We start from the raw sequence: 19,144 nt of genomic DNA, 5'->3' as shown, positions 1-19,144 counted from the left end.
TGCCGCGGCTCTCGTACAAATCTAGTCGCCCGCAAAGGTCAATGCAGACACCCTGCGCTCGCGCTCGTTGATCGTCAGCGCCCGGCCTCTCGGCGGCGCGGATCGTTGGGGGCAATCGGCGCGAAAGCATGCGCGGCACCCCAGCCCGATCGGAGTGGCGGCGCCGGCCAGGTCGATGCTCCGCGCCGCTGCCAAGGCACCCGCCAGTTCCGCCGCCACGCCCATGCCGACCGAGAATTGCGCCGCGACCCCGCCGATGCTTCGCCCCTGCGGCGTCACCGTGCGCGCCATCGTCAGCGCGCGTGTGCCGTCTTCCAGCTCGACCAATTGCACCGCCAGTTCGCCCGGCCGGTCGAATGCGTGGGTCAGCCGCCACAGCGGGCAACGCTCGTCGGCGTCGACCAGCGCCGCGCCGCTGGCCCCTGCATAGCGTTTGGATGCCACCCCCGCCCGGTCGACCCGCAGCATGAAGAACGGCAGGCCACGCGCACCGACCCGCTGCAATGTCGTCAGCCGGTGGGCGACCTGTTCGAAACCCGCGCCGAAGCGCCGCTGGAGCAGTTCGACGTCATACCCCGTCGCCTCGCACGCTCGCAGGAACCGCGCGTAGGGCATCATCACCGCCGCGGCGAAATAGCCCGCCAGGTGCCGCCTAAACAGGCGCTCGGCGGCACGGTCGGCAAGTTCGGCGCCCTTGGCCAGTGCCTCTATTTCCGCACGTGCCTCGATCTGCGCCAGTTCGAACGCCGCCGCGAACGTCCGGCTGGCCGGGTCGAGCAGTTCCGACAATTGCAACTGCCGCGCGTGAAGATCGACGCGGCGCAGCATGTCGGGCATCACGTCCACCGGCAGGATGCGGATCGCCAGCGCGTATTTCACCCGCAGCCGCTCGGCGATCGCGCCATAGAGATCGCCGGACCCCAGCCGCAGTTCGTCGGCCAGCGTCTCCGCCGCGCCATCCAGATCGGGAAAATGGTTGCGCCACCGCGCGATCGCCTCGCGCGCCTGCGCCATCGGATCGTCCACGGCAGCCTGCGCGAAGCCAGCCCGCCCCCCCGATCGGCTGGCGTCGAAGGCGCGCGCGAACGCTTCCGCGCCGCCCGGCGCTGCCGCCAGCCATTCGGCGAGCTCGCTCCGATCAATCTCCAGATCGGCGAACATCGGATCGGCCAGCCGCCGCCGGATCGCGTCCGCACCGCCACCCGGCTCTGCCGCGGCGAGCAGGCGCGGGTCGAAGTCGAACGTCTCGGCCAGCCGCATCAGCAGCGTCGCCGATACCGGCCGCTGGTTGCGCTCGATGAGATTGAGGTAGCTGGGCGAGATCCCCAGCATCTCCGCCATCGCCGCCTGGGTCAGACCCGCGCGGCGGCGAACCCGGCGAACGGCATGCCCCGCCAACAGCTTCTCGCGCATCGCAGCCCTTCTGTCACATGTTTACATCTTGACCGGCGATATACCTGCCTCATGCACTTGGCGACACGAAATTCGGTCGATTTCAGGTGAACACCCGACATTTTGCGCCTTATCACACCGTCGTCACCAATGAGGGATTGTCGCCATGCAGACCGAACCGCAACGCAGCCGTGCCGTCTTCTCGACCGAGGATTTCGGTCTCCTGAAAGAAGCCGTCGGGGAATATGTCCGCAAGATCGCCGAGGAGTCACGCTCGGCGAAATTCTCGAACCTGTATCATCGCCTCGGCCGACTGGGCTGACGCGAGACCGCTTTCCTGGGGAGGAAGGATGCCTGCCGGTGCGCGAACGCACCGGCGGTCGTTCACCGTAACCCCGCAACACACGGACCGGGGACATCATGAGCTATCAAGACCACAGCGCGAGCATCCGCCAGCTCGTCGGCCGCCAGAACGGCACCTGGGACGGCATCGACCCCGAGGCGGTGGCCCGCATGCGGCTGCAGAACCGTTTCCAGACCGGGTTGGACATCGCGCGCTACACCGCCGCGATCATGCGCCGCGACATGGCGGCCTATGATGCCGACCCCGCGAACTACACACAGTCGCTGGGTTGTTGGCATGGCTTCATCGGCCAGCAGAAGATGATAAGCATCAAGAAGCACTTCGGCTCGACCGAGCGGCGCTATCTCTATCTCTCCGGCTGGATGGTCGCCGCACTTCGCAGCGATTTCGGGCCGCTGCCCGATCAATCGATGCACGAGAAGACGAGCGTGCCCGCCCTGATCGAGGAACTCTACACCTTCCTGCGCCAGGCCGATGCGCGCGAACTGGGCATGATGTTCCGCGACCTCGATCACGCGCGCGACAGCGGCAACGCGCTGGAGGCGCAGCGCCTGTTGCAGGCGGTCGACAACCACCAGACCCATGTGGTGCCGATCATCGCCGACATCGACGCCGGCTTCGGCAATGCCGAGGCGACGTATCTGCTCGCCAAGAAGATGATCGAGGCGGGCGCCTGCGCGCTCCAGATCGAGAACCAGGTCAGCGACGAGAAGCAATGCGGTCACCAGGACGGCAAGGTCACCGTGCCGCACGAGGACTTTCTGGCGAAGGTCCGCGCGTGCCGCTACGCCTTCCTCGAACTCGGCGTGGAAGACGGCATCATCGTCACCCGCACCGACTCGCTCGGCGCCGGACTCACCAAGCAGATCGCGGTCAGCAAGGCGCCCGGCGATCTCGGCGACCAGTATAACAGCTATCTCGACTGCGAGGAGATCGACCCGTCGACTGCGCGCAACGGCGACGTGATCCTGAACCGCGACGGCAGGCTGATGCGGCCGAAGCGTCTGCCGTCGAACCTGTTCCAGTTTCGCGAGGGCACCGGCGCCGACCGCTGCGTCATGGATTGTATCGCCTCGTTGCAGAATGGCGCCGACCTGCTTTGGATCGAGACCGAAAAGCCGCATATCGAGCAGATCGCGTCGATGGTCGATCGCATCCGGGAGGCCGTGCCGAACGCCAAGCTGGTCTATAACAATTCGCCCAGCTTCAACTGGACCCTCAACTTCCGCCAGCAGGTATTCGATGCCTGGGCCGAGGCGGGCAAGGACGTTTCGGCTTACGACCGCGCGCGGCTGATGTCGGTCGATTACGACGGCACCCCGCTGGCCGACGAGGCGGACGAGCGCATCCGGACGTTCCAGAAGGATTCGGCCGCACGCGCCGGCATCTTCCACCACCTCATCACGCTGCCGACCTATCACACCGCGGCGCTTTCGACCGACAATCTGGCGCGCGAATATTTCGGCGCGGCGGGGATGCTCGGCTACGTCCGCGACGTGCAGCGCAAGGAGCTTCGCGAAGGTATTGCCTGCGTCAAGCACCAGAACATGTCCGGCTCCGACATCGGCGACGACCACAAGGAGTATTTCGCGGGCGAAGCGGCGCTGAAGGCCGGCGGCGCGCATAACACCATGAACCAGTTCGCGGCGTGAGGATCAGAGGATGAGCGAACCCGAAACCAAAGCGCCGTCCGAACGCCCGCGCAGCCGCGCGGTCTTCTCGACCGAGGACTTCGATCTCATGAAGGAAGCAGTCGGCGATTACGTCAAGACGATCGCCGACGATCCACGCTCGGCGAAGTTCAGCAACCTCTATCATCGGCTCGGCCGGCTCGGCTGAGACCGCCGACCCGCCGTAAGCCAATCACCAGTTCCTGGGGAGGAAGGATACCCGCCGGCGGTTCGCCGCCGGCGGGTATTTCCTGTGCGGGGAATATCGAAGCGGATCGCGGTACATAGTTCAGGACGTTTCAGACGGGCGCGGCGACCGCATGTTTACGGAACCACGCCGCCACCGCGTCCTCGGGCAGTTCCCCGGCCGCAAGCGCAAGAACCGTGCGGATGGCGTCCGCCCTGTCAAAGGCCAGCCCAACGCCGTTGAGGTGCAGGAACACACGCGCCGTGACCCACGCGGTCCGATTGTTCCCGTCGGCGAACGGATGATTGCGCACGATACCGAAGGCGTAAGCCGCCGCCAGGGCACACAGGTCTTCCTCTCCATAGGAGTGGTTGTTGATCGGTCGCGCCATCGCCGACTCCAACAGGCCGAAATCCTTCACATCTTTCAAACCGCCATGCTCGGCAAGCTGACGATCATGCACCGCAACCGCCATGTCCGCGCTCATGAAGCGCGGCACCGAGATCAGGTTCATTTAGCAAGGACTGCCAGGATGTCCCGATCGTCACGCATGATCTGCTCGGCCGCAGTCATGGCTTCGACGAACGCCGGATCATGGGCGCGCATTGCAAAGCCGTCGGGCTGCTCCGACAGGAACAGGCGATCACCCAGTGTCACCCGCAGCTTGGTCAACACATCTTTGGGTAGGATGACACCGACCGAATTACCAATTTTCAACAGATTGAGTTCGACGTTCATACTTTCGTTATAACATCCTCGCTTCGCGCGTCAAGAGCAGGCGTCGAGAGATGACAGCACGCACCACGAGTGCTAAGCTACCGTATAACAACGGATAACCCCGATGACGATAGCGCTACGCCTGCTCGCGATCTTCGCTTTCTGGTTGGCTACGGCACTCCCGGCGCAGGCGGCGGTTACGATCACGTTCTGGAGCCACGAGTTAGGCAACAGCTTTCCGCACGCCTTCTTCACCTTGCGCGGGGTGCCCGATGCGGGAGGTGAGCCGGTCGATGCCAGCTATGGCTTCACCGCCAAATCCATCTCGCCTGCGATCCTGCTAGGTCCGGTTGCGGGCAAGGTCGAGGGGGTGACGCCCGCTTACATGGCGAGCAGCACCGCACAATTCTCGGTCGAGCTGCCCGACGCACGCTATGTGGACATCCTGACCCTCATCTCCCGCTGGAGTGCTTCGGGAGAGGATGGCCGCTATCGCCTAAACGCGCACAATTGCGTTCATTTCGTAAGGGAAGCCGCGCGGCTGGCCGGGCTGGCCGAGGTCGATCGGCCCAAGCTGATGAAGCGGCCGCGCTCCTATCTTCAGGCGATCGGCGCGGCAAATGCGGCCCGGGTCACGATCATCGACAAGCCGGGGCGCGACCACCTCCCCACGCTTGCCGCACTCGCACCTGCCAGCCCGCACGGACCTGCACGATGACGTCCGGCGCCGGCACCGGGGAACCCCGATCTCCTCAGGCCGCGGTCCACCCTCCGTCCACCGGCAGGTTCGCGCCGGTGATGGACTTGGCCTCCTCGCGGCAGAGGAACAGCGCCAGCGCCGCCACCTGCTCGGGTGTCACGAACGCCTTGGTAGGCTGGGCGGCCAGCAGCACGTCGTTCACCACCTGCTCGCGCGTCAGCCCGCGCGCCTTCATCGTGTCCGGGATCTGATTTTCGACCAACGGCGTCCAGACATAGCCCGGCGAGATGCAGTTGACGGTGATCCCGTGCACCGCGGTCTCCAGCGCCGCGGTCTTCGTCAGGCCCGCGACACCGTGCTTGGCCATCACATAGGCCGATTTGTTCGGGCTCGCGACCAGGCTGTGGGCGGAGGCGGTGGTGATGATCCGCCCCCAGCCCTTGGCCTTCATGTGCGGCACCGCGGCGCGCATCAGATGCCAGGCGGAGACCATGTTGATCGCGATGATCGCGTCGAACGTGTCGATCGGGAAATCCTCGATCGGTGCCACATGCTGGATGCCGGCGTTGCTGACGACGATGTCGCAGCCCCCCGTGTCCGCTACAGCGCGCGCCACCAGCACCGCGATCTCGTCGGGCTTGGTCATGTCGGCGGGATCGTACAGCGCGGCAGCGCCGCTCACCTTCGCCAGGGCAGCCCGCTCGCGCTCGATCGCGTCGGCGTCGCCGAATCCGTTCAGCACCACCGCCGCGCCTTCCGCCGCAAAGGCCTTGGCATAGGCCAGGCCGATGCCGGAGGTCGATCCCGTGACGATCGCCGTCTTGCCTTTGAGGAACATCGCTTACTCCGTATCCGCCCGATTCTGGGCAGGTCGGTCTTGGCCTTCTCGCGGCGCGCGATCAACAGTTGCAACCCGAACCCCGCTTCGCGCATTCATCACGCCAACGTAACCACTACACGTCTGAACGGGGAACCCTGCCCATGCGGCTCGACGATTTCGATCCCAACATCAACGTCGAGGACCAGCGCGGGTCCGGCGGCGGCGGATTCGGTGGCGGGGGCGGCGGACTGCTCTTCGGGCTGCTGCCGCTGATCGGCAGCAAGTTCGGGTGCGGCGGGATCGTCGTCGTGCTCATCCTGATGGCGGTGTTCGGCGGTGGACTGGGCGGCTTGGGCGGGATGCTCGGCGGCAGCGGCGGGCAAGCGCCGGCCGTGCAGAGCGGCGAGCGCACCGCCGGCTCGGACGTGCAGTCGAGTTGCACCCTCAATGCCAACAGCCGCGCCGCATGCAACGCATTCAGTTCGGCCGAAAACGCCTGGGAAGCGATCTTCGCGCGACAGGGGCAGCAATTTCAGGCGCCCAAGTTGGTGTTCTTCGGCGAACAGGGCGGCCGTTCGGGCTGCGGCGCGGCGCAAAGCGCCATGGGGCCGTTCTACTGCCCCACCGACCAGGGCGTGTACATCGACACCAACTTCTTCGACGAGCTCGCCACAAAATTCGGTGCGAAGGGCGATTTCGCGCAGAATTACGTGATCGCGCACGAATTCGGCCACCATGTCCAGAATCTGCTCGGCACCTCCAGCCAGGTGTCGCAGATTCAGCGATCGGGCAGCGAAAGCGAAGGCAACGCCGCCTCCGTTCGTCTCGAACTCCAGGCCGATTGCTACGCCGGTGTCTGGGCGGCGGCGAACCGCGCGCGGCTTGATCCGGGCGACATCGAAGAGGGGATGACCGCCGCACAGGCGATCGGCGACGACACTTTGCAGCGCAAGGGTCAGGGCCGCGTCGTGCCCGACAGCTTCACCCACGGCAGCGCGGCGCAGCGCATGACCTGGCTGAAGCGCGGCCTCGACAGCGGCGATCCCGCACAGTGCGACACCTTTTCAGGCGCGGTCTGAGCGCTTGGCTCCCTCTCCCTTTGGGAGAGGGAGGGAGCCGCGCAGCGGCGGAAGGGTTAGGACGGCTTGAAGCTAAACCCGAACCAGCATCTTGCCCGTATTGCCGCCGGTGAACAGGCCCAGAAACGCATCGGGCATCGCCTCAAGCCCCTCGTGCACCGTCTCTTCGCGCTGCAGCTTGCCCGCCGCGAGCCAGCCGCCCATATCGCGATAGAATTCCTCGGCGCGGGCCATGTAGTCGCTGACGATGAAGCCGCGGACCTGCACACGGTTGCCGATCAACCGCGCCAGGTGACGCAATTCGGTGGCTTTGCCGTCGTTATAGACGTCGATCATCCCGCAGATCGCAAAGCGAGCACGCGGACGCGCATGGGCTAGCGCAGCATCGAGATGCTCGCCGCCGACATTGTCGAAATAGACGTCGATGCCTTTCGGCGCGGCCTGTGCCAGGGCCTTCACCACCGGCGTGCCGCTTTTATAGTCGATCACGCCGTCGGCGCCGAGCGACTTCACCCACGCGCATTTCTCGGGCCCGCCCGCCGATCCGATGACGGTCATCCCCTTGGCCTTGGCGACCTGGACGACGGTCGACCCGACCGCACCCGCAGCCGCGGACACGAATACCGTGTCGCCCTCCTTGGCTTCGGCGACCGCCAGCAGCCCGAAATACCCGGTCATCCCCGGCATGCCGAACTGCCCCAGGAAGGCCTGCGGGTCGACGCCGAGCGCCGGCAGCTTCTGCAGGGCCTCACCGGGCACGACGGCCTCGTCGCGCCAGCCCATCATGTGCTGGACCATGTCGCCGGGCGCGAAGCCGGGGGCATTGCTCTCGATCACCTCACCGATCGCGCCGCCCTGCATCGCTTCGCCGATCGCGAATGGCGGCACGTAGCTCTTCACGTCGTTCATCCGCCCGCGCATGTAAGGATCGACCGATAGCCAGCGGTTGGCGACACGCACCTCGCCCGCGCCGAGCGGGGCATTGGCCAATTCGATCATCGCGAAATCGGTATGTTTGGGCGTTCCGTGCGGCCGTGCCGCCAGCGTCCATGCGCGTGCCATATCCTGCTCCCGTTATTGCTTGTTCGGAATATCCGGTATGCTCTTGGCGGGTGGCTGGCAAGTGCAACGCCGCCGCGTGCAGTGCCCTCACGTTCGCTGGCTCCCCAACTCGCGCGCAAGCCCGCAAATGTCGCGCGGCGGCGGTTGCGTCAGCGATTATCACGGGCTAATGGCGAAATTCTCGGCGCCGGTCGTGCGGGCGCGGGGCCGTAGCTCAGATGGGAGAGCGCTGCAATCGCACTGCAGAGGTCAAGGGTTCGATTCCCTTCGGCTCCACCACCGCGCTGGCGCCAGACGCGCTGGCAGGCCAGCGGCAGACCGCCAAGCCCCGGCTGGCGGGGCAAGCCCCGTGCGACGAGCCTGTCCTGAGCGCCTGCCTTCAGGCAGTCGAAGGGCGGCTTTGCCGCGGAGCAATCCCACCCCTAGCCCCGCCCTCCGCAATCGCTAGACCACACCCATGTCCGCTATCCCCGCCGCCACCCTCGTCCTTTTCCGCGACATCGGGTCAGCCCCCCCGGAACTGCTCATGGTCGAACGCGCCAAGGCGATGGCGTTCGCGGCGGGGGCGCTCGTCTTTCCTGGCGGCCGAATCGACCCCGGCGACCACGCACTGGCGACCATCCTTGCCCCCGCCGACGCTCACGCTGACGCGGCGGCCCGCATCGCTGCGATCCGCGAGACGATCGAGGAAGCGGGTATAGCGGTGGGCGTCGTCCCCGCCCCCACGCCGCAGACCGTCACGACGATCCGCGCCGAACTGCACGCGGGCACGTCCTTCGCAACCCTGCTCGCCACGACGGAAACGACGCTCGATCTCACCGCACTCGTGCCCTTCGCCCGCTGGCTGCCCGCGCATGCCCACGCCCGCATCTTCGATACGATGTTCTACCTGGCGCGGCTTCCCGCCGGTGCCGCCCCCGCCACCGTCGATGCGACCGAGAATGTCCGCCTGCGCTGGAGCACGGCTGCGCAGGTTCTGGCTGATGCCGACGCGGGGCGAGCGACGATCATCTTTCCCACCCGGCGCAACCTCGAACGGCTAGCACGGTTCGCCGACTTCGATTCGGCCGTGGCCGATGCACAGACGCATCCGATTGTCCCGATCACGCCCTGGATCGAGCAGCGCGGCGGCGTGGATCACCTCTGCATCCCGCAGGACGCCGGCTATCCGGTGACCGAGGAGCCACTCACCTCGGCAGCGCGCGGTTGATGCGCGCGTTGCGCCGCACGCTCGTCTGGATTACCGGGACCGGCATCGTCGCGACGCTCCTGCTGCTGCTGTGGTCGGGATTGCGGGGCCGTCCGCAGGATCTGCCGTGGACGCCGCTCGACCTGAGCCAGCCTGCGGGGATGTTCACCGCGGGCAAGCTCGCGAGTCTTGGCGACGATGCCAAAGCCTGCCGCGCTCTGTTGAAACGCGCGGGCATTCGCTACACGGCCCTCCCATCACGCCGCGACAGCGCGCAATGCGGCTATGACGATGCGATCCGCTTCGCATCGGGCGGCGCGCGCAGCATCGCGCTACAGCCCGCGACTGTAGGGATGGCGTGCCCCGTCGCTGCCGCGCTGGCGATGTGGGAATGGGAGGTCGTTCAGCCCGCCGCTCAGCGCCATCTGGGCCGTCGCGTCACCGCGCTCGACCATTTCGGCAGTTACAATTGCCGCCGCATCGCCGGGCGCGACGCCAGCACCTGGAGCCAGCATGCCACCGCCGATGCGATCGACGTCGCCGGGTTCCGGCTTGCGGACGGCACGCGCATCACCGTCGCACGCGATTGGCAGGGAAGCGGCGCCAAGGCGGCTTTCCTGCGCGAGGTTCGGGACGGCGCGTGCAAGCTCTTCGCGACCACGCTGTCGCCCGATTACAATGCCGCGCATGCCGACCATCTTCACCTGGATCAGGCGAACCGCGGCGTCATGCGCTGGCGCGCCTGCCGATAGGCGGATCAGGCGGCGGCGACGTCCACCTTCTCGACCCAATAGGGGAAGAAGGCAGGCTGCCGGTTCGACCAACCCGATGCGGTCGCGGCGGCTTCGCTGATCGACTGAAGCAGCTTGCGCCGCAGTTCGGGATGCAGATGCGGCAGCGCGGCGGCGGCGCAGAAGGCGCTCGGCAGCCAGGGCCGGACCTCGGCACCGATGAGTCGTTCGTAGAGGAAGCGGAAGGCGGAAAAGGTCGTCAGCCGCCCCTGCCCCAGATCGAAGGCGACCAGCGTCACCAGCGGCGCCAGGAAGGGTTCGATCGCATCCAGTCCGCTGTCGTCGGGGACGATCTCGCGCAATTCGGGCAGGATGCGGTACAGATTGGCCTGCGCCCGGATGCTCGCCGCCTCGACGATGTCACGCGACCAGAGCGTCATCGCGTCGTCGCGATCGAGGCCGATGTCGAGCGATCGCCGGATGTAACGCTGAGTGGCCGACGGAAACCCCGCGAATTCCTTCATCTCGGCCAAGGTCATCGCGCCCTCTGCCGGTTTCATCTTCGATCCCATCGCATCACCCCGCCCGCGTGTGAAAGCCTGGGAACGCTGTACATCAGGGATGGTTAACGCCGCCCTTCCGCACCGTCGTTCCGCCGTGAATCGAAGCGACCATGAAAACTGCTGCGCCGCAACATCGGATGCGACGAATGGAGTTCCGGCGGCACGAACGGCCGCCGGGGTGAGGATTTCGCGCAACTATGGGCATAAGGAAGTCAATTCCGCTGCAACCGGGCCTCTGCATCCGCATCGAAGCCTGAAGAGGGCGCAGGGTCGCCACTGCTCCCCGGCTGGGTCGAAGACGGGGTGTCGCTGGCATCCATCGACTCGTCCAGACCGTTGTCGAGCTTGGCGTCGGGACTGTCGGGATTCTTCTCCAACCGCTTGGCGATCGACTTGTCCTGCCCCGCCTGCTGGCGCGAGTCCTCGGGCGTGTCGTCGCCCGGCGCCACCGACAGGCTGTCGAGCGCGCGTTCGTCGATATCGGTCATGATCGTCTCCTATTACGGTTGCACAACGATTCAGTCCGGCGCGCGTTCCTGCACCACACGGACCGACTGCGAGACCAGCTGCGCCTCGCCGAAGATCGTCATGAACGCGATGTCGGTCGCGTCGCGCCCCACGCACACCCGCGCCAGGTCGCTGCACGAGGCCATGCCGGTCGCATCGACCAACCGCCACGCACCTTCGAGCCACAGTTCGGCGACGGCGTGGAAATCGGGTGGTTCGACGCCGGGTGCATAGGCCGAGACGCAGCGCGCCGGAATGCCACCGGCGCGCGCCAGGGCGACGAGCAGATGCGCGTAATCGCGGCACACGCCCGAACGCGTGGCAAAGGTGTCGAGCGCGGTCGTCGACCCGTCACTGACGTTCGGGCGATAGCGCAGCGCGTTCTGCACCCAATCGACGAGGGCCGACGCGAGCGCCCCACCCGTCAGGCCCGCGAAGTCCCGCTCGACGAAGCCGACGAAGCGGTCGGCCTGGCAATAGCGGCTTGCCAGGAGATAGGGCACCAGCGCACCGTCGTGCATCCGCACCGGCGTGGCGGCATAGTCCGCCAGCGTCACCGGCTCGCGCGACACGTCCACAATTCCCCGGTAGGACGCGCACATCCGTCCCTCGGTATGGACCCAGCAGCGCTGGCCGACGCCATCCTCCCCCGCAACCGCGCGGACGGGCACGTCGGACCACAGGGTCAGCGCTTCGGACACGATCCGCTGATCGGGCAGCGCCGCCACCTCGACCTGAAGCAGCACGTCGGCCGCGCGCTCCAGCGTATAGTTCAGATCGACTTCGATCCTCAGCCGCATCGCTTCCCCCCGGATAGCAAGAGGCCCGGCGGATCGCTCCGCCGGGCCTCCCGATTTCGTCAGTCATGCCTGTATCAGCGACGGTCGCCCATGAACTGCAGCAGGAAGGTGAACATGTTGATGAAGTCGAGGTAGAGCGACAGCGCCCCCATCACCACCGACTTGCCCATCATATCCGTCCCCGCCACTTGGGCGTAGATCGACTTGATCTTCTGCGTGTCATACGCGGTCAGCCCTGCGAACAGCAGCACGCCGACGAAGCTGATGACCAGCTGCAAGCCCGACGACTGAACGAACATGTTGATAACGCTTGCCACCAGCAGCCCGATCACGCCCATGATGAGGAACGTGCCGAATGCCGACAGATCGCGCTTCGTCGTATAGCCGTAGAGGCTCAGTCCGGCGAAGGCAGCGGCGGTCGCAAAGAAGGTCGTCGCGATCGACGTGCCGGTGTAAACCAGGAAAATCGACGACAGCGACAGCCCCATGACGACCGCGAACGCCCAATACAGGCCTTGCGTCGCGGCGGTGGACAGACGGTTGATGCCGAAGCTGAGCACCATCACGAACGCCAGCGGCGCCAGCATGATAACATAGCGCAGCGGCGTGCTCAGCACCTGCGCCGCCAGGCCGGACTGGGCGAACAGCAGTGCGACGATACCCGTCAGCAGCACGCCCGAGCTCATGTAATTATAGACCGACAGCATGTAGGATCGAAGACCCGCGTCATACGCGGCGGTGCGCGTACCGGCATCCGCCGTGCCGAACGGCGCGACATTGGGCCGGGGGTCAGACCAGTTAGCCATGTTTGCTCCTTTGCCCGGCTATCACGCGCCGGATAACGGGAATATCGGCGCATCGTGCCCAAGTTTCAAGCGGAACCGAAAGCCGGAGCCGCGTCTTCGGCGCCATCATGTGAAGATTGTATGAAGGATCCGTCATGCGCCTGTTCGTCGCCCTGCAACCACCCTTGCAAATCCGCGATCTCCTGGCCGACGCGATGGAGGGCATCGCGGCGGTGCGCTGGCAGGATGACGAACAGCTGCACCTCACCTTGCGCTTCATCGGCGACGTCGAACGAACCCAGGCGGAGGATGTCGCTGCCGCGCTCGATCCGGTGCGGGCGCCGGTGCCAGAGGTGGCGTTGGCAGGCGTGGGCCGGTTCAAGGACACGCTTTGGGCCGCGGTAACACCGCACGAGGCCCTGGCAGCCCTGCACCGGAAGGTCGACCACGCCTGCGTGCGCGCCGGCCTGCCGCCCGAACGCCGCGCGTATCTGCCGCACATCACGCTGGCACGTTTCGCCCGGAGCGCGGGGAGCGACCCTGCGATCGCGCGCTGGCTGGCCGACCATGCAGGACTCGCAAGCGAGCGGTTCGCCCTGCCGCATCTGATCCTCTATCAAAGCATTCTCGGCCATGGCGGGGCAAGCTACGATGCACTCGCGCGTTGGCCGCTCGGAACCGGCTGAGCCGCCACGGGTTCGCCATGGCGAACGAGGGAGACATGATGATGCGCACGATCACGACCGCCGCACTGGCCGCTTTCGCGCTGACAGGCTGCGCGAAGACGATGGAAACCGGGACCGGGGTGACGGGCGGCCGCACCGCGGCGGCGGCGCTGCGCACTGCCGACGGCGCCGACGCGGGTCGCGCCACCGCGACCGAAGTGGCGGGCGGCATCCGCTTCACCGCCGACGTCATGGCCCTGCCCGCGGGCACCCACGGCATCCACGTCCACACCACCGGCGCCTGCGACGCGCCCGCCTTCACCAGCGCCGGGCCGCACTGGAACCCGGCCGCGGCCAAGCATGGCACGATGAACCCGCAGGGGCCGCACGTCGGCGACCTGCCTAATCTGATCCTCGGTACGGACGGCCGCGGCACGGTGGCCGTGACCATCCCCGGTGCGACGATGGACGGGCTGCTCGACGCAGACGGTGCCGCGATGGTCGTTCATGCCGGGGCCGACGACCTGATGACCGATCCATCGGGCAACAGCGGCGGCCGCATCGCCTGCGGCGTATTCGCCGCGGGGTGAGCTCATCCTATTCCTCCCCGGAATGGGGAGGAATAGGCGAGTCAGATGGCCTCCCCAACCGCCCGGGCACGCGCCTCGCGCGTAGCCTCCGCGGCGGGGACGAGGCGGATGGCGGCGATCGCGCAGGCCACCGTCAGCGGCACGGTCAGCAGCAGCGACAGCATGCCCGTCGACAGGCTCCCCGACAGCGTGGACACCCGCCCCGCCAGATACGGCCCCATCGCCAGGCCGAGCAGCGTCGTGCCGATGAAGAAGGTCGCGGTCGCGGCACCCCTCATGCGCGGCAGCACCATGTCCTGCGTCGTCGCCGCCGCCGCGCCCAGCGCGGTACTGCCACACAATTGGGCAAGGAAGATGCCCGGATAGAACAGCGCCGTCGAGGATGCGGTGAACGCCATTGCCAGAAACGGCGCCTGCATCGCCGCGCCGAACAGAACCACCCACAGCCGCCCCGCCGGATTGCGCCGGCGCAGCCGATCCGCGGCGACACCGCCCAGCGTCACTCCCAGGAAGCCCGACAGCGCCCCCAGGCTGCCGATCGTGAACCCGGCCGAAGCATGCGTCTCCCCCAATACGCGCAACGCATAGGGAGCGGCCCAGAAGCTCGCGGCATACGCCAGGAAGGCATTCATCCCATAAGCGACGACGGTGAAGAGGAAAGCCGGCGTTCCGACGATCAGCGCGAACGTCGCCGGGTCGCGCCGCTTTAGCGCGCAGGCCCAGGAAAAGACCGCATACACGCCGATGCCGATCGCGAACCACTGCGGTTTGGGTTCGCCCAGCGCGATCAGCGTCGCGACCACCGCGACGACGACGCCCAGCCCCAAAAGGTTCGCCGCCAGCGCGCGCCCGCCACCCCCGCGCCAGGCGCCGTAAAGGGTAAGCGGCGGCAGGATCGTCACCAGTTCGTCGAGGAACGCCCGGAACGGCGCCGGATGGCGCTGGGGCTCGGGCAGGCCCTCCACCGCGCCGCGCACCGGCTCGCGCAGGGTCGCGATCCACAAGGCCACCAGAATGCCGGGGATGCCGACCGCCAGGAACGCCGCCTGCCAGCCCATCAGCCCCAGCGGCCCGCCGCCCGGATAGGCCGCGTTCCACCGCTGGACGATCAGCCCGCCGATGAAAAGCGAACACCCGCCGCCGACGTACAGCCCGGCCGAATAGATCGACAGCGCGGTCGCGCGCAGCCGTTTGGGAAACCAGTCGGAGATCAGCGAATAAGCGGACGGACTCGCGGTCGCCTCGCCGATGCCCACCCCGATCCGCGCCGCCGCCAGATGCCCGCCGGTGCGCGAAAATCCCGACAGCGCGGTCATGGTGGACCACAGCGCCAGCCCGATCGTCATCAGCCGCACCCGGTGCCAGCTGTCCGCCAGCCGGCCCAGCGGAATGCCGAACAGCGAATAGAACACTCCGAACGCAGTGCCGTAGAGAAACCCCAGATCCTCGTCCTGCAGGTTCAGGTCGCGCTTGATGTCCTCGGCCAGGATCGAGATGATCTGCCGATCGACGAAGTTCAGGATGTAGACGAGAAAAAGGATCGACAGCACGTACCACGCATAGCGCGACGCATGCTGCGGCACGCCCGGCGCTTCGGCCTCATCCTCGATTCTGCTCGCCATGCTCACCCTCTCCGTCGTCCGGAGGGACGTATCAGACGATACCGCCGCGGCGAAGACCTAAACCCGGCGGGCGATCAGCGTGCAGGCACGCCGCCCAGCCGCGCTTCGAGCCGCTGCAGCAAGGCGTCGATCGACGGCGCCCCGCCGGAAGGCGCTACGCGCCGGGACGCGCTCTGCGAAGGCGGCGCCGGCGCGCAAGCCCGCCGGATCACCGGGGGAGGCGATACCGGCGGCCGCGGGGTCAGCACATAGGCGTCGATCCGCTCGCCCGGTGCGAGTGCGGTGCGTGCCAGCGGCGCCAGCCTCACCGGCGCAGGAAGCGGCACGTCAGGGATCGCGGCCGGGTCGAAGGCCGACAGCGGCTGGTCAAGATCGACCGGCACCGCACGCTCGATCGGCGGCGGCGGGGCTGGTGGACGAGGGGCTGGCGGCGCGGCAGGAATGTCCATCAGCGGCGTGCCCAGATCGGCGGCGGTCATCGGTCTGCGCGGCGGCGCGTCGGGGTGCGCGTCGGCACGGCGCACGACCGGCACCGCATTGGCCCGCGTCTTGGGTGCCAGCAGGCCGTCTGAACCGAAAAGGAGATAAAGAACCGACCACGTCACCGACGCGCTCAGCATTCCCCCGCCCAGCGCCAGGACGGCACGCGCGGTGGTGCCCAGCGGCGGTGCGGCGGCGGCGATCAGCGCGGGAATGCCGCTGCGCCATACCCAATCCTCCAGCATGGCGCCGGGCATCAGCGCAAAGCCGGCGCTCACCACACCCCCGACGACCAACGCGCCCAGCGGCGCGACCATCGCCGGAATGCGGGGAAATCTCACCGACGGAAATTTGCGGAACGCGACCATGTACCATCCCTGCGAGCGGCCATCATCAGACCTTGGTAAACGGGTTCATAACGCGCAATGTTTGACGACCAGTTACGCTCGGCCTCGACGAAAGCCCGCGCGCGCACCCGCCGCGCCTCCCAGCCGGAGCGATTCTCGAACATGTCCGCCAGCGCATCCGCGATCCCCAACGGATCGTCGGGGCGGAACAAGGTGCCGGTGTCCCCGTCGCGAATCAGCTCGCGGTGGCCGCCGACGTTGGACGCGGCGACCAGTTTGCCCTGCGCCATCGCCTCCAGCGGCTTGAGCGGCGTGACCAGTTCGGTCAGCCGCATCGCCTTGCGGGGATAGGCCAGGACGTCGATCAGCGCGTAATAGCGCTCGACTTCATCATGCGGCACGCGCCCGACGAACCGGATCGCATCGGCCACCGGCGAAGCCGCAGCCTGCGCCCGCAACGCCGACTCCATCGGACCTCCGCCGACCAGCACCAGCCGCGCCCTGGCCCGCCGCGCCACCAGCGCCGGCATCGCCGCGATCAGATCGTCCAGCCCTTCGTAATCGTAGAAGCTGCCGATGAAGCCGACGACGTCCGCGCCATCCAGATCGAGCGACGCGGCCAGCGCCGGATCGCACGCGGCGGGGGTACCGAACAGCGTCAGATCGACGCCATTGGGCGACACCATCACCTTGTCCGCCTCAATACCACGCGCGATCAGGTCACCGCGCAGCCCTTCGCAGATCACCGCGACCGCGTCGGCCCGGTGGGCCATGAATGTCTCCGCCCGCCGCGTAGCGCGATAGCGCGACGATCCTTCGCGGCCGGTGCCGTTGCCGACCGCTGCATCCTCCCAGAAGGCGCGGATTTCGTACACCAGCGGCACCTTGCGCCACCGCGCGACCGGCCATGCCGCCAGAGCATCCAGCACCGGCGAATGCGCATGGATCACATCGGGGCGAAAGGCGTCCGCCGCCTGCGCGATCCGCCGCGCGAACGCGGCCATCCCCCTCACCTCGCCAGACATTCCGCCAGGCAGGCCGCCGGTCGTGCGATGAAAGGTCAGACCGTCGATCACTTCCTCCGACGCGACCGAACGGCCGTGACGCGGACCAGTGACCGCCGCCACCTGCCACCCGCGCGCGATCTGTGCCTTCAGGATCGCGCGGGTGCGGAAGGTATAGCCGCTCTGCAGCGGCAAGCCGTGGTCGAGGACGTGGAGGATGCGCATCGTGCCGCCAGGCTTGCCACGCGCGGCTTAACGCCGCGTCAACCGCCCTGGCGCTACACCGGACCACGGCTGATCCGCCGTTCGCCCTGAACGAAGTCGAAGGACTATGACCCGGACGAACCCGGGGCGGGTCTTGATGATGGATCGCAGCAGGGACGCGGGTACGATGATCGACAATCTGGCGATCGCCATCACCCACGGCCTTATGCTGCTCGCCTGCTGGCTGCTGCTCAGGCGGCCGGACCTCGATGCCGAGCCGCGTCCAGCCGTTATCAAGCGCAAGGCCGGCCCTCGTGCATGACCTCGTCTTCGTCGGTTTTCTCGCCGCGTTCTTCGCGTGCGGATTCCGGCGGCCGTTCCTGCTCGTGCTGGCCTATGTCTATATCGACATCGTCTCGCCGCAGCGGCTGACCTATGTCCTGCTCAATGCCGTGCCGATCTCGCTGATCGCGGTGGCGCTGGCGGTCGGCGCCTGGATGGTCTGCGACGACAAGCGCGACAGCCGCTTCACGCCGCGCCAGGCGCTGATCCTGATCCTGCTCGGCTATTGCTATCTGACGACGCAGACCGCCGACTTCCCGGTGGAAGCAGCCGAGAAATGGGATTGGGTTTGGAAGGCGCTCGCCTTTGCCGCCTTCCTGCCGCTGACCCTGCGCACCCGTCTCCGGATCGAAGCGCTGCTGCTGTTCATGATCCTTTCGGCGGCGACGATCATCATCGTCGGCGGAATCAAGACCGCGGTCAGCGGCGGCGGCTACGGCGAACTGAACCTCATGATCGACAACAATTCCGGCCTCTACGAAGGCTCGACCATATCGACGGTCGCCATCGCGATCATCCCGGCGATCTTGTGGCTGATGAAATACGGTACGATCTTCCGCCCCGACTGGCGGGTGAAGGGTTTCGGCCTCGCCCTGATCTTCGCCTGCCTGTTGATCCCGGTGGGCACGTCGGCGCGTACCGGGCTGCTGTGCATCGCGCTGCTCGCGCTGCTCTGGCTGCGTACCGTCAAGCGCAAGGCGCTGTATCTGGGGGCGCTCGCCGCCCTGGCGCTGGCCGCGGTGCCGTTCCTGCCGTCGGCCTTCACCCAGCGGATGAACACGATCCAGACCTATCAGGCCGACGAATCCGCCTCGACCCGCCTCGCGGTGTGGCGGTGGACGATCGACTATGTGAAGCGCCACCCCTTCGGCGGGGGGTTCGAGGCGTATCGCGGCAACCGCATCCGCTACGACCTGAAACCCGTCGACGGTGCCGCGACCGCGCCTGTGCAGGCGGTGGACCAGGCACGCGCCTATCACAGCGCCTCTTTCGAGATGCTCGGCGAACAGGGTTATCCCGGTCTCGCGCTTTGGCTGCTCATCAACGCGATCGGCCTAGTCCGTATGGAAATACTGCGCCGCCGCTACCGAGCGCCCGATGGCGATCAGGCATGGGCCGGGCCGTTGGCGGGCGCGCTTCAGGACGGTCACCTGATCTACCTGCTCGGCGCGGCGTTCGTCGGCATCGCCTTCCAGCCGTTCGTCTACATGCTGCTTGGCGCGCAGATCGGCCTCGACAGCTATCTGGCACGCAAGCGCATCGAGGCGACCGTGCGCCTGCCCTTCGACCGCCGCCTTGCGCCGGCATAACGCCTCCGGAACGA

General features: G+C 67.1%; 23 protein-coding genes and 1 tRNA gene. 12 read left to right on the top strand and 12 right to left on the bottom strand.

Annotated elements, in window-relative coordinates; translation table 11 throughout:
* Positions 1-21 precede the first annotated feature (21 nt).
* The gene (locus VF643_RS09395) at positions 22-1,413 is read right to left on the bottom strand and encodes a helix-turn-helix domain-containing protein (RefSeq protein ID WP_331043124.1); all 1,392 of its coding nucleotides are present in this window, start codon (positions 1,411-1,413) and stop codon (positions 22-24) included.
* Positions 1,414-1,558: 145 nt separating this feature from the next.
* Here VF643_RS09395 and VF643_RS09390 point away from each other — a divergent pair, with 145 nt between their 5' ends.
* The 3 genes from VF643_RS09390 to VF643_RS09380 all read left to right on the top strand — a co-directional run bounded on the left by VF643_RS09390 (position 1,559) and on the right by VF643_RS09380 (position 3,595).
* Positions 1,559-1,714 (top strand): hypothetical protein, encoded by a 156-nt coding sequence (locus VF643_RS09390; protein ID WP_331043123.1) that lies wholly within the window; start codon positions 1,559-1,561, stop codon positions 1,712-1,714.
* A gap of 98 nt (positions 1,715-1,812) precedes the next feature.
* Positions 1,813-3,408: an isocitrate lyase gene (locus VF643_RS09385; protein WP_331043122.1), complete on the top strand. Its 1,596-nt coding sequence runs from the start codon at positions 1,813-1,815 to the stop codon at positions 3,406-3,408.
* A 10-nt stretch (positions 3,409-3,418) separates the two neighbouring features.
* Positions 3,419-3,595: a hypothetical protein gene (locus VF643_RS09380; RefSeq protein ID WP_331043121.1), complete on the top strand. Its 177-nt coding sequence runs from the start codon at positions 3,419-3,421 to the stop codon at positions 3,593-3,595.
* Positions 3,596-3,725: 130 nt separating this feature from the next.
* Here the strand turns inward: VF643_RS09380 and VF643_RS09375 are convergent, their stop codons facing one another.
* Positions 3,726-4,127 carry a type II toxin-antitoxin system death-on-curing family toxin gene (locus VF643_RS09375; RefSeq protein WP_331043120.1) on the bottom strand — a complete coding sequence of 134 codons (402 nt, stop codon included), beginning with the start codon at positions 4,125-4,127 and terminating at the stop codon, positions 3,726-3,728.
* Entirely contained in the window at positions 4,124-4,351 is a 228-nt protein-coding gene (locus tag VF643_RS09370; protein WP_331043119.1) for an AbrB/MazE/SpoVT family DNA-binding domain-containing protein, read from the bottom strand. Before VF643_RS09370 ends, VF643_RS09375 begins: the two co-directional genes overlap by 4 nt.
* A 103-nt stretch (positions 4,352-4,454) precedes the next feature.
* Between VF643_RS09370 and VF643_RS09365 the strand changes: the two genes are divergently transcribed.
* A complete protein-coding gene (locus VF643_RS09365; RefSeq protein ID WP_331043118.1) occupies positions 4,455-5,048 on the top strand; it encodes a hypothetical protein in 594 nt (197 codons plus the stop codon).
* A 34-nt stretch (positions 5,049-5,082) separates the two neighbouring features.
* On the opposite strand, the gene VF643_RS09360 is transcribed toward VF643_RS09365, so the two are convergent.
* Positions 5,083-5,868 carry a 3-hydroxybutyrate dehydrogenase gene (locus VF643_RS09360; RefSeq protein ID WP_331043117.1) on the bottom strand — a complete coding sequence of 262 codons (786 nt, stop codon included), beginning with the start codon at positions 5,866-5,868 and terminating at the stop codon, positions 5,083-5,085.
* 143 nt (positions 5,869-6,011) lie between these two features.
* Between VF643_RS09360 and ypfJ the strand changes: the two genes are divergently transcribed.
* Positions 6,012-6,929 carry a KPN_02809 family neutral zinc metallopeptidase gene (gene ypfJ / locus VF643_RS09355; protein WP_331043116.1) on the top strand — a complete coding sequence of 306 codons (918 nt, stop codon included), beginning with the start codon at positions 6,012-6,014 and terminating at the stop codon, positions 6,927-6,929.
* 72 nt (positions 6,930-7,001) lie between these two features.
* Here ypfJ and VF643_RS09350 read toward each other — a convergent pair whose 3' ends face one another.
* The gene (locus VF643_RS09350) at positions 7,002-7,991 is read right to left on the bottom strand and encodes an NADP-dependent oxidoreductase (protein ID WP_331043115.1); all 990 of its coding nucleotides are present in this window, start codon (positions 7,989-7,991) and stop codon (positions 7,002-7,004) included.
* Between the two features lie 203 nt (positions 7,992-8,194).
* On the opposite strand from VF643_RS09350, the gene VF643_RS09345 reads away from it, so the two are divergent.
* From VF643_RS09345 to VF643_RS09335, 3 genes are all read left to right on the top strand, one after another.
* Positions 8,195-8,270 (top strand) — tRNA-Ala (locus VF643_RS09345).
* Between the two features lie 178 nt (positions 8,271-8,448).
* Positions 8,449-9,201, top strand: a complete 753-nt coding sequence (locus VF643_RS09340) for an NUDIX hydrolase (RefSeq protein WP_331043114.1) — start codon at positions 8,449-8,451, stop codon at positions 9,199-9,201.
* A complete protein-coding gene (locus tag VF643_RS09335; RefSeq protein ID WP_331043113.1) occupies positions 9,201-9,932 on the top strand; it encodes an extensin family protein in 732 nt (243 codons plus the stop codon). The genes VF643_RS09340 and VF643_RS09335 overlap by 1 nt, the downstream gene beginning before the upstream one ends.
* A 5-nt stretch (positions 9,933-9,937) precedes the next feature.
* Here the strand turns inward: VF643_RS09335 and VF643_RS09330 are convergent, their stop codons facing one another.
* From VF643_RS09330 to VF643_RS09315, 4 genes are all read right to left on the bottom strand, one after another.
* Positions 9,938-10,483 (bottom strand): hypothetical protein, encoded by a 546-nt coding sequence (locus VF643_RS09330; protein ID WP_331043112.1) that lies wholly within the window; start codon positions 10,481-10,483, stop codon positions 9,938-9,940.
* Between the two features lie 203 nt (positions 10,484-10,686).
* Positions 10,687-10,962: a hypothetical protein gene (locus VF643_RS09325; protein ID WP_331043111.1), complete on the bottom strand. Its 276-nt coding sequence runs from the start codon at positions 10,960-10,962 to the stop codon at positions 10,687-10,689.
* A 30-nt stretch (positions 10,963-10,992) separates the two neighbouring features.
* Entirely contained in the window at positions 10,993-11,781 is a 789-nt protein-coding gene (locus VF643_RS09320; protein ID WP_331043110.1) for a transglutaminase family protein, read from the bottom strand.
* Between the two features lie 74 nt (positions 11,782-11,855).
* On the bottom strand, positions 11,856-12,587 hold the full coding sequence (locus tag VF643_RS09315) for a Bax inhibitor-1/YccA family protein (RefSeq protein ID WP_331043109.1): 732 nt from the start codon (positions 12,585-12,587) through the stop codon (positions 11,856-11,858).
* Between the two features lie 134 nt (positions 12,588-12,721).
* On the opposite strand from VF643_RS09315, the gene thpR reads away from it, so the two are divergent.
* Positions 12,722-13,252: an RNA 2',3'-cyclic phosphodiesterase gene (thpR, locus tag VF643_RS09310; RefSeq protein WP_331043108.1), complete on the top strand. Its 531-nt coding sequence runs from the start codon at positions 12,722-12,724 to the stop codon at positions 13,250-13,252.
* 35 nt (positions 13,253-13,287) lie between these two features.
* A complete protein-coding gene (locus VF643_RS09305; protein WP_331043107.1) occupies positions 13,288-13,821 on the top strand; it encodes a superoxide dismutase family protein in 534 nt (177 codons plus the stop codon).
* A gap of 41 nt (positions 13,822-13,862) precedes the next feature.
* On the opposite strand, the gene VF643_RS09300 is transcribed toward VF643_RS09305, so the two are convergent.
* The 3 genes from VF643_RS09300 to VF643_RS09290 form a co-directional block, all read right to left on the bottom strand.
* Complete coding sequence (locus VF643_RS09300) at positions 13,863-15,443, bottom strand: MFS transporter (protein ID WP_331043106.1); 1,581 nt, start codon at positions 15,441-15,443, stop codon at positions 13,863-13,865.
* A gap of 74 nt (positions 15,444-15,517) precedes the next feature.
* Complete coding sequence (locus tag VF643_RS09295) at positions 15,518-16,291, bottom strand: hypothetical protein (protein WP_331043105.1); 774 nt, start codon at positions 16,289-16,291, stop codon at positions 15,518-15,520.
* The gene (locus tag VF643_RS09290) at positions 16,261-17,499 is read right to left on the bottom strand and encodes a TIGR04063 family PEP-CTERM/XrtA system glycosyltransferase (RefSeq protein WP_331043104.1); all 1,239 of its coding nucleotides are present in this window, start codon (positions 17,497-17,499) and stop codon (positions 16,261-16,263) included. The genes VF643_RS09295 and VF643_RS09290 overlap by 31 nt, the downstream gene beginning before the upstream one ends.
* A gap of 136 nt (positions 17,500-17,635) precedes the next feature.
* On the opposite strand from VF643_RS09290, the gene VF643_RS09285 reads away from it, so the two are divergent.
* Positions 17,636-17,800 (top strand): hypothetical protein, encoded by a 165-nt coding sequence (locus VF643_RS09285; protein WP_331043198.1) that lies wholly within the window; start codon positions 17,636-17,638, stop codon positions 17,798-17,800.
* Positions 17,793-19,130 (top strand): DUF5935 domain-containing protein, encoded by a 1,338-nt coding sequence (locus tag VF643_RS09280; RefSeq protein ID WP_331043103.1) that lies wholly within the window; start codon positions 17,793-17,795, stop codon positions 19,128-19,130. Before VF643_RS09285 ends, VF643_RS09280 begins: the two co-directional genes overlap by 8 nt.
* The last annotated feature ends 14 nt before the right edge of the window (positions 19,131-19,144 follow it).

Source organism: Sphingomonas sp., assembly GCF_036387595.1.
In the GTDB taxonomy this organism is placed as follows: Bacteria; Pseudomonadota; Alphaproteobacteria; order Sphingomonadales; family Sphingomonadaceae; genus Sphingomonas.
The sequence above is the reverse complement of the archived record's forward strand: the minus strand, read 5'-3'. Positions and strand labels throughout refer to the sequence as shown.

Coding starts and splice junctions, on each gene's coding strand:
- VF643_RS09395 (WP_331043124.1), bottom strand. CDS start 1,413: ATGCGCGAGAAGCTGTTGGCGGGGCATGCCGTTCGCCGGGTTCGCCGC.
- VF643_RS09390 (WP_331043123.1), top strand. CDS start 1,559: ATGCAGACCGAACCGCAACGCAGCCGTGCCGTCTTCTCGACCGAGGAT.
- VF643_RS09385 (WP_331043122.1), top strand. CDS start 1,813: ATGAGCTATCAAGACCACAGCGCGAGCATCCGCCAGCTCGTCGGCCGC.
- VF643_RS09380 (WP_331043121.1), top strand. CDS start 3,419: ATGAGCGAACCCGAAACCAAAGCGCCGTCCGAACGCCCGCGCAGCCGC.
- VF643_RS09375 (WP_331043120.1), bottom strand. CDS start 4,127: ATGAACCTGATCTCGGTGCCGCGCTTCATGAGCGCGGACATGGCGGTT.
- VF643_RS09370 (WP_331043119.1), bottom strand. CDS start 4,351: ATGAACGTCGAACTCAATCTGTTGAAAATTGGTAATTCGGTCGGTGTC.
- VF643_RS09365 (WP_331043118.1), top strand. CDS start 4,455: ATGACGATAGCGCTACGCCTGCTCGCGATCTTCGCTTTCTGGTTGGCT.
- VF643_RS09360 (WP_331043117.1), bottom strand. CDS start 5,868: ATGTTCCTCAAAGGCAAGACGGCGATCGTCACGGGATCGACCTCCGGC.
- ypfJ (WP_331043116.1), top strand. CDS start 6,012: ATGCGGCTCGACGATTTCGATCCCAACATCAACGTCGAGGACCAGCGC.
- VF643_RS09350 (WP_331043115.1), bottom strand. CDS start 7,991: ATGGCACGCGCATGGACGCTGGCGGCACGGCCGCACGGAACGCCCAAA.
- VF643_RS09340 (WP_331043114.1), top strand. CDS start 8,449: ATGTCCGCTATCCCCGCCGCCACCCTCGTCCTTTTCCGCGACATCGGG.
- VF643_RS09335 (WP_331043113.1), top strand. CDS start 9,201: ATGCGCGCGTTGCGCCGCACGCTCGTCTGGATTACCGGGACCGGCATC.
- VF643_RS09330 (WP_331043112.1), bottom strand. CDS start 10,483: ATGGGATCGAAGATGAAACCGGCAGAGGGCGCGATGACCTTGGCCGAG.
- VF643_RS09325 (WP_331043111.1), bottom strand. CDS start 10,962: ATGACCGATATCGACGAACGCGCGCTCGACAGCCTGTCGGTGGCGCCG.
- VF643_RS09320 (WP_331043110.1), bottom strand. CDS start 11,781: ATGCGGCTGAGGATCGAAGTCGATCTGAACTATACGCTGGAGCGCGCG.
- VF643_RS09315 (WP_331043109.1), bottom strand. CDS start 12,587: ATGGCTAACTGGTCTGACCCCCGGCCCAATGTCGCGCCGTTCGGCACG.
- thpR (WP_331043108.1), top strand. CDS start 12,722: ATGCGCCTGTTCGTCGCCCTGCAACCACCCTTGCAAATCCGCGATCTC.
- VF643_RS09305 (WP_331043107.1), top strand. CDS start 13,288: ATGATGATGCGCACGATCACGACCGCCGCACTGGCCGCTTTCGCGCTG.
- VF643_RS09300 (WP_331043106.1), bottom strand. CDS start 15,443: ATGGCGAGCAGAATCGAGGATGAGGCCGAAGCGCCGGGCGTGCCGCAG.
- VF643_RS09295 (WP_331043105.1), bottom strand. CDS start 16,291: ATGGTCGCGTTCCGCAAATTTCCGTCGGTGAGATTTCCCCGCATTCCG.
- VF643_RS09290 (WP_331043104.1), bottom strand. CDS start 17,499: ATGCGCATCCTCCACGTCCTCGACCACGGCTTGCCGCTGCAGAGCGGC.
- VF643_RS09285 (WP_331043198.1), top strand. CDS start 17,636: ATGATGGATCGCAGCAGGGACGCGGGTACGATGATCGACAATCTGGCG.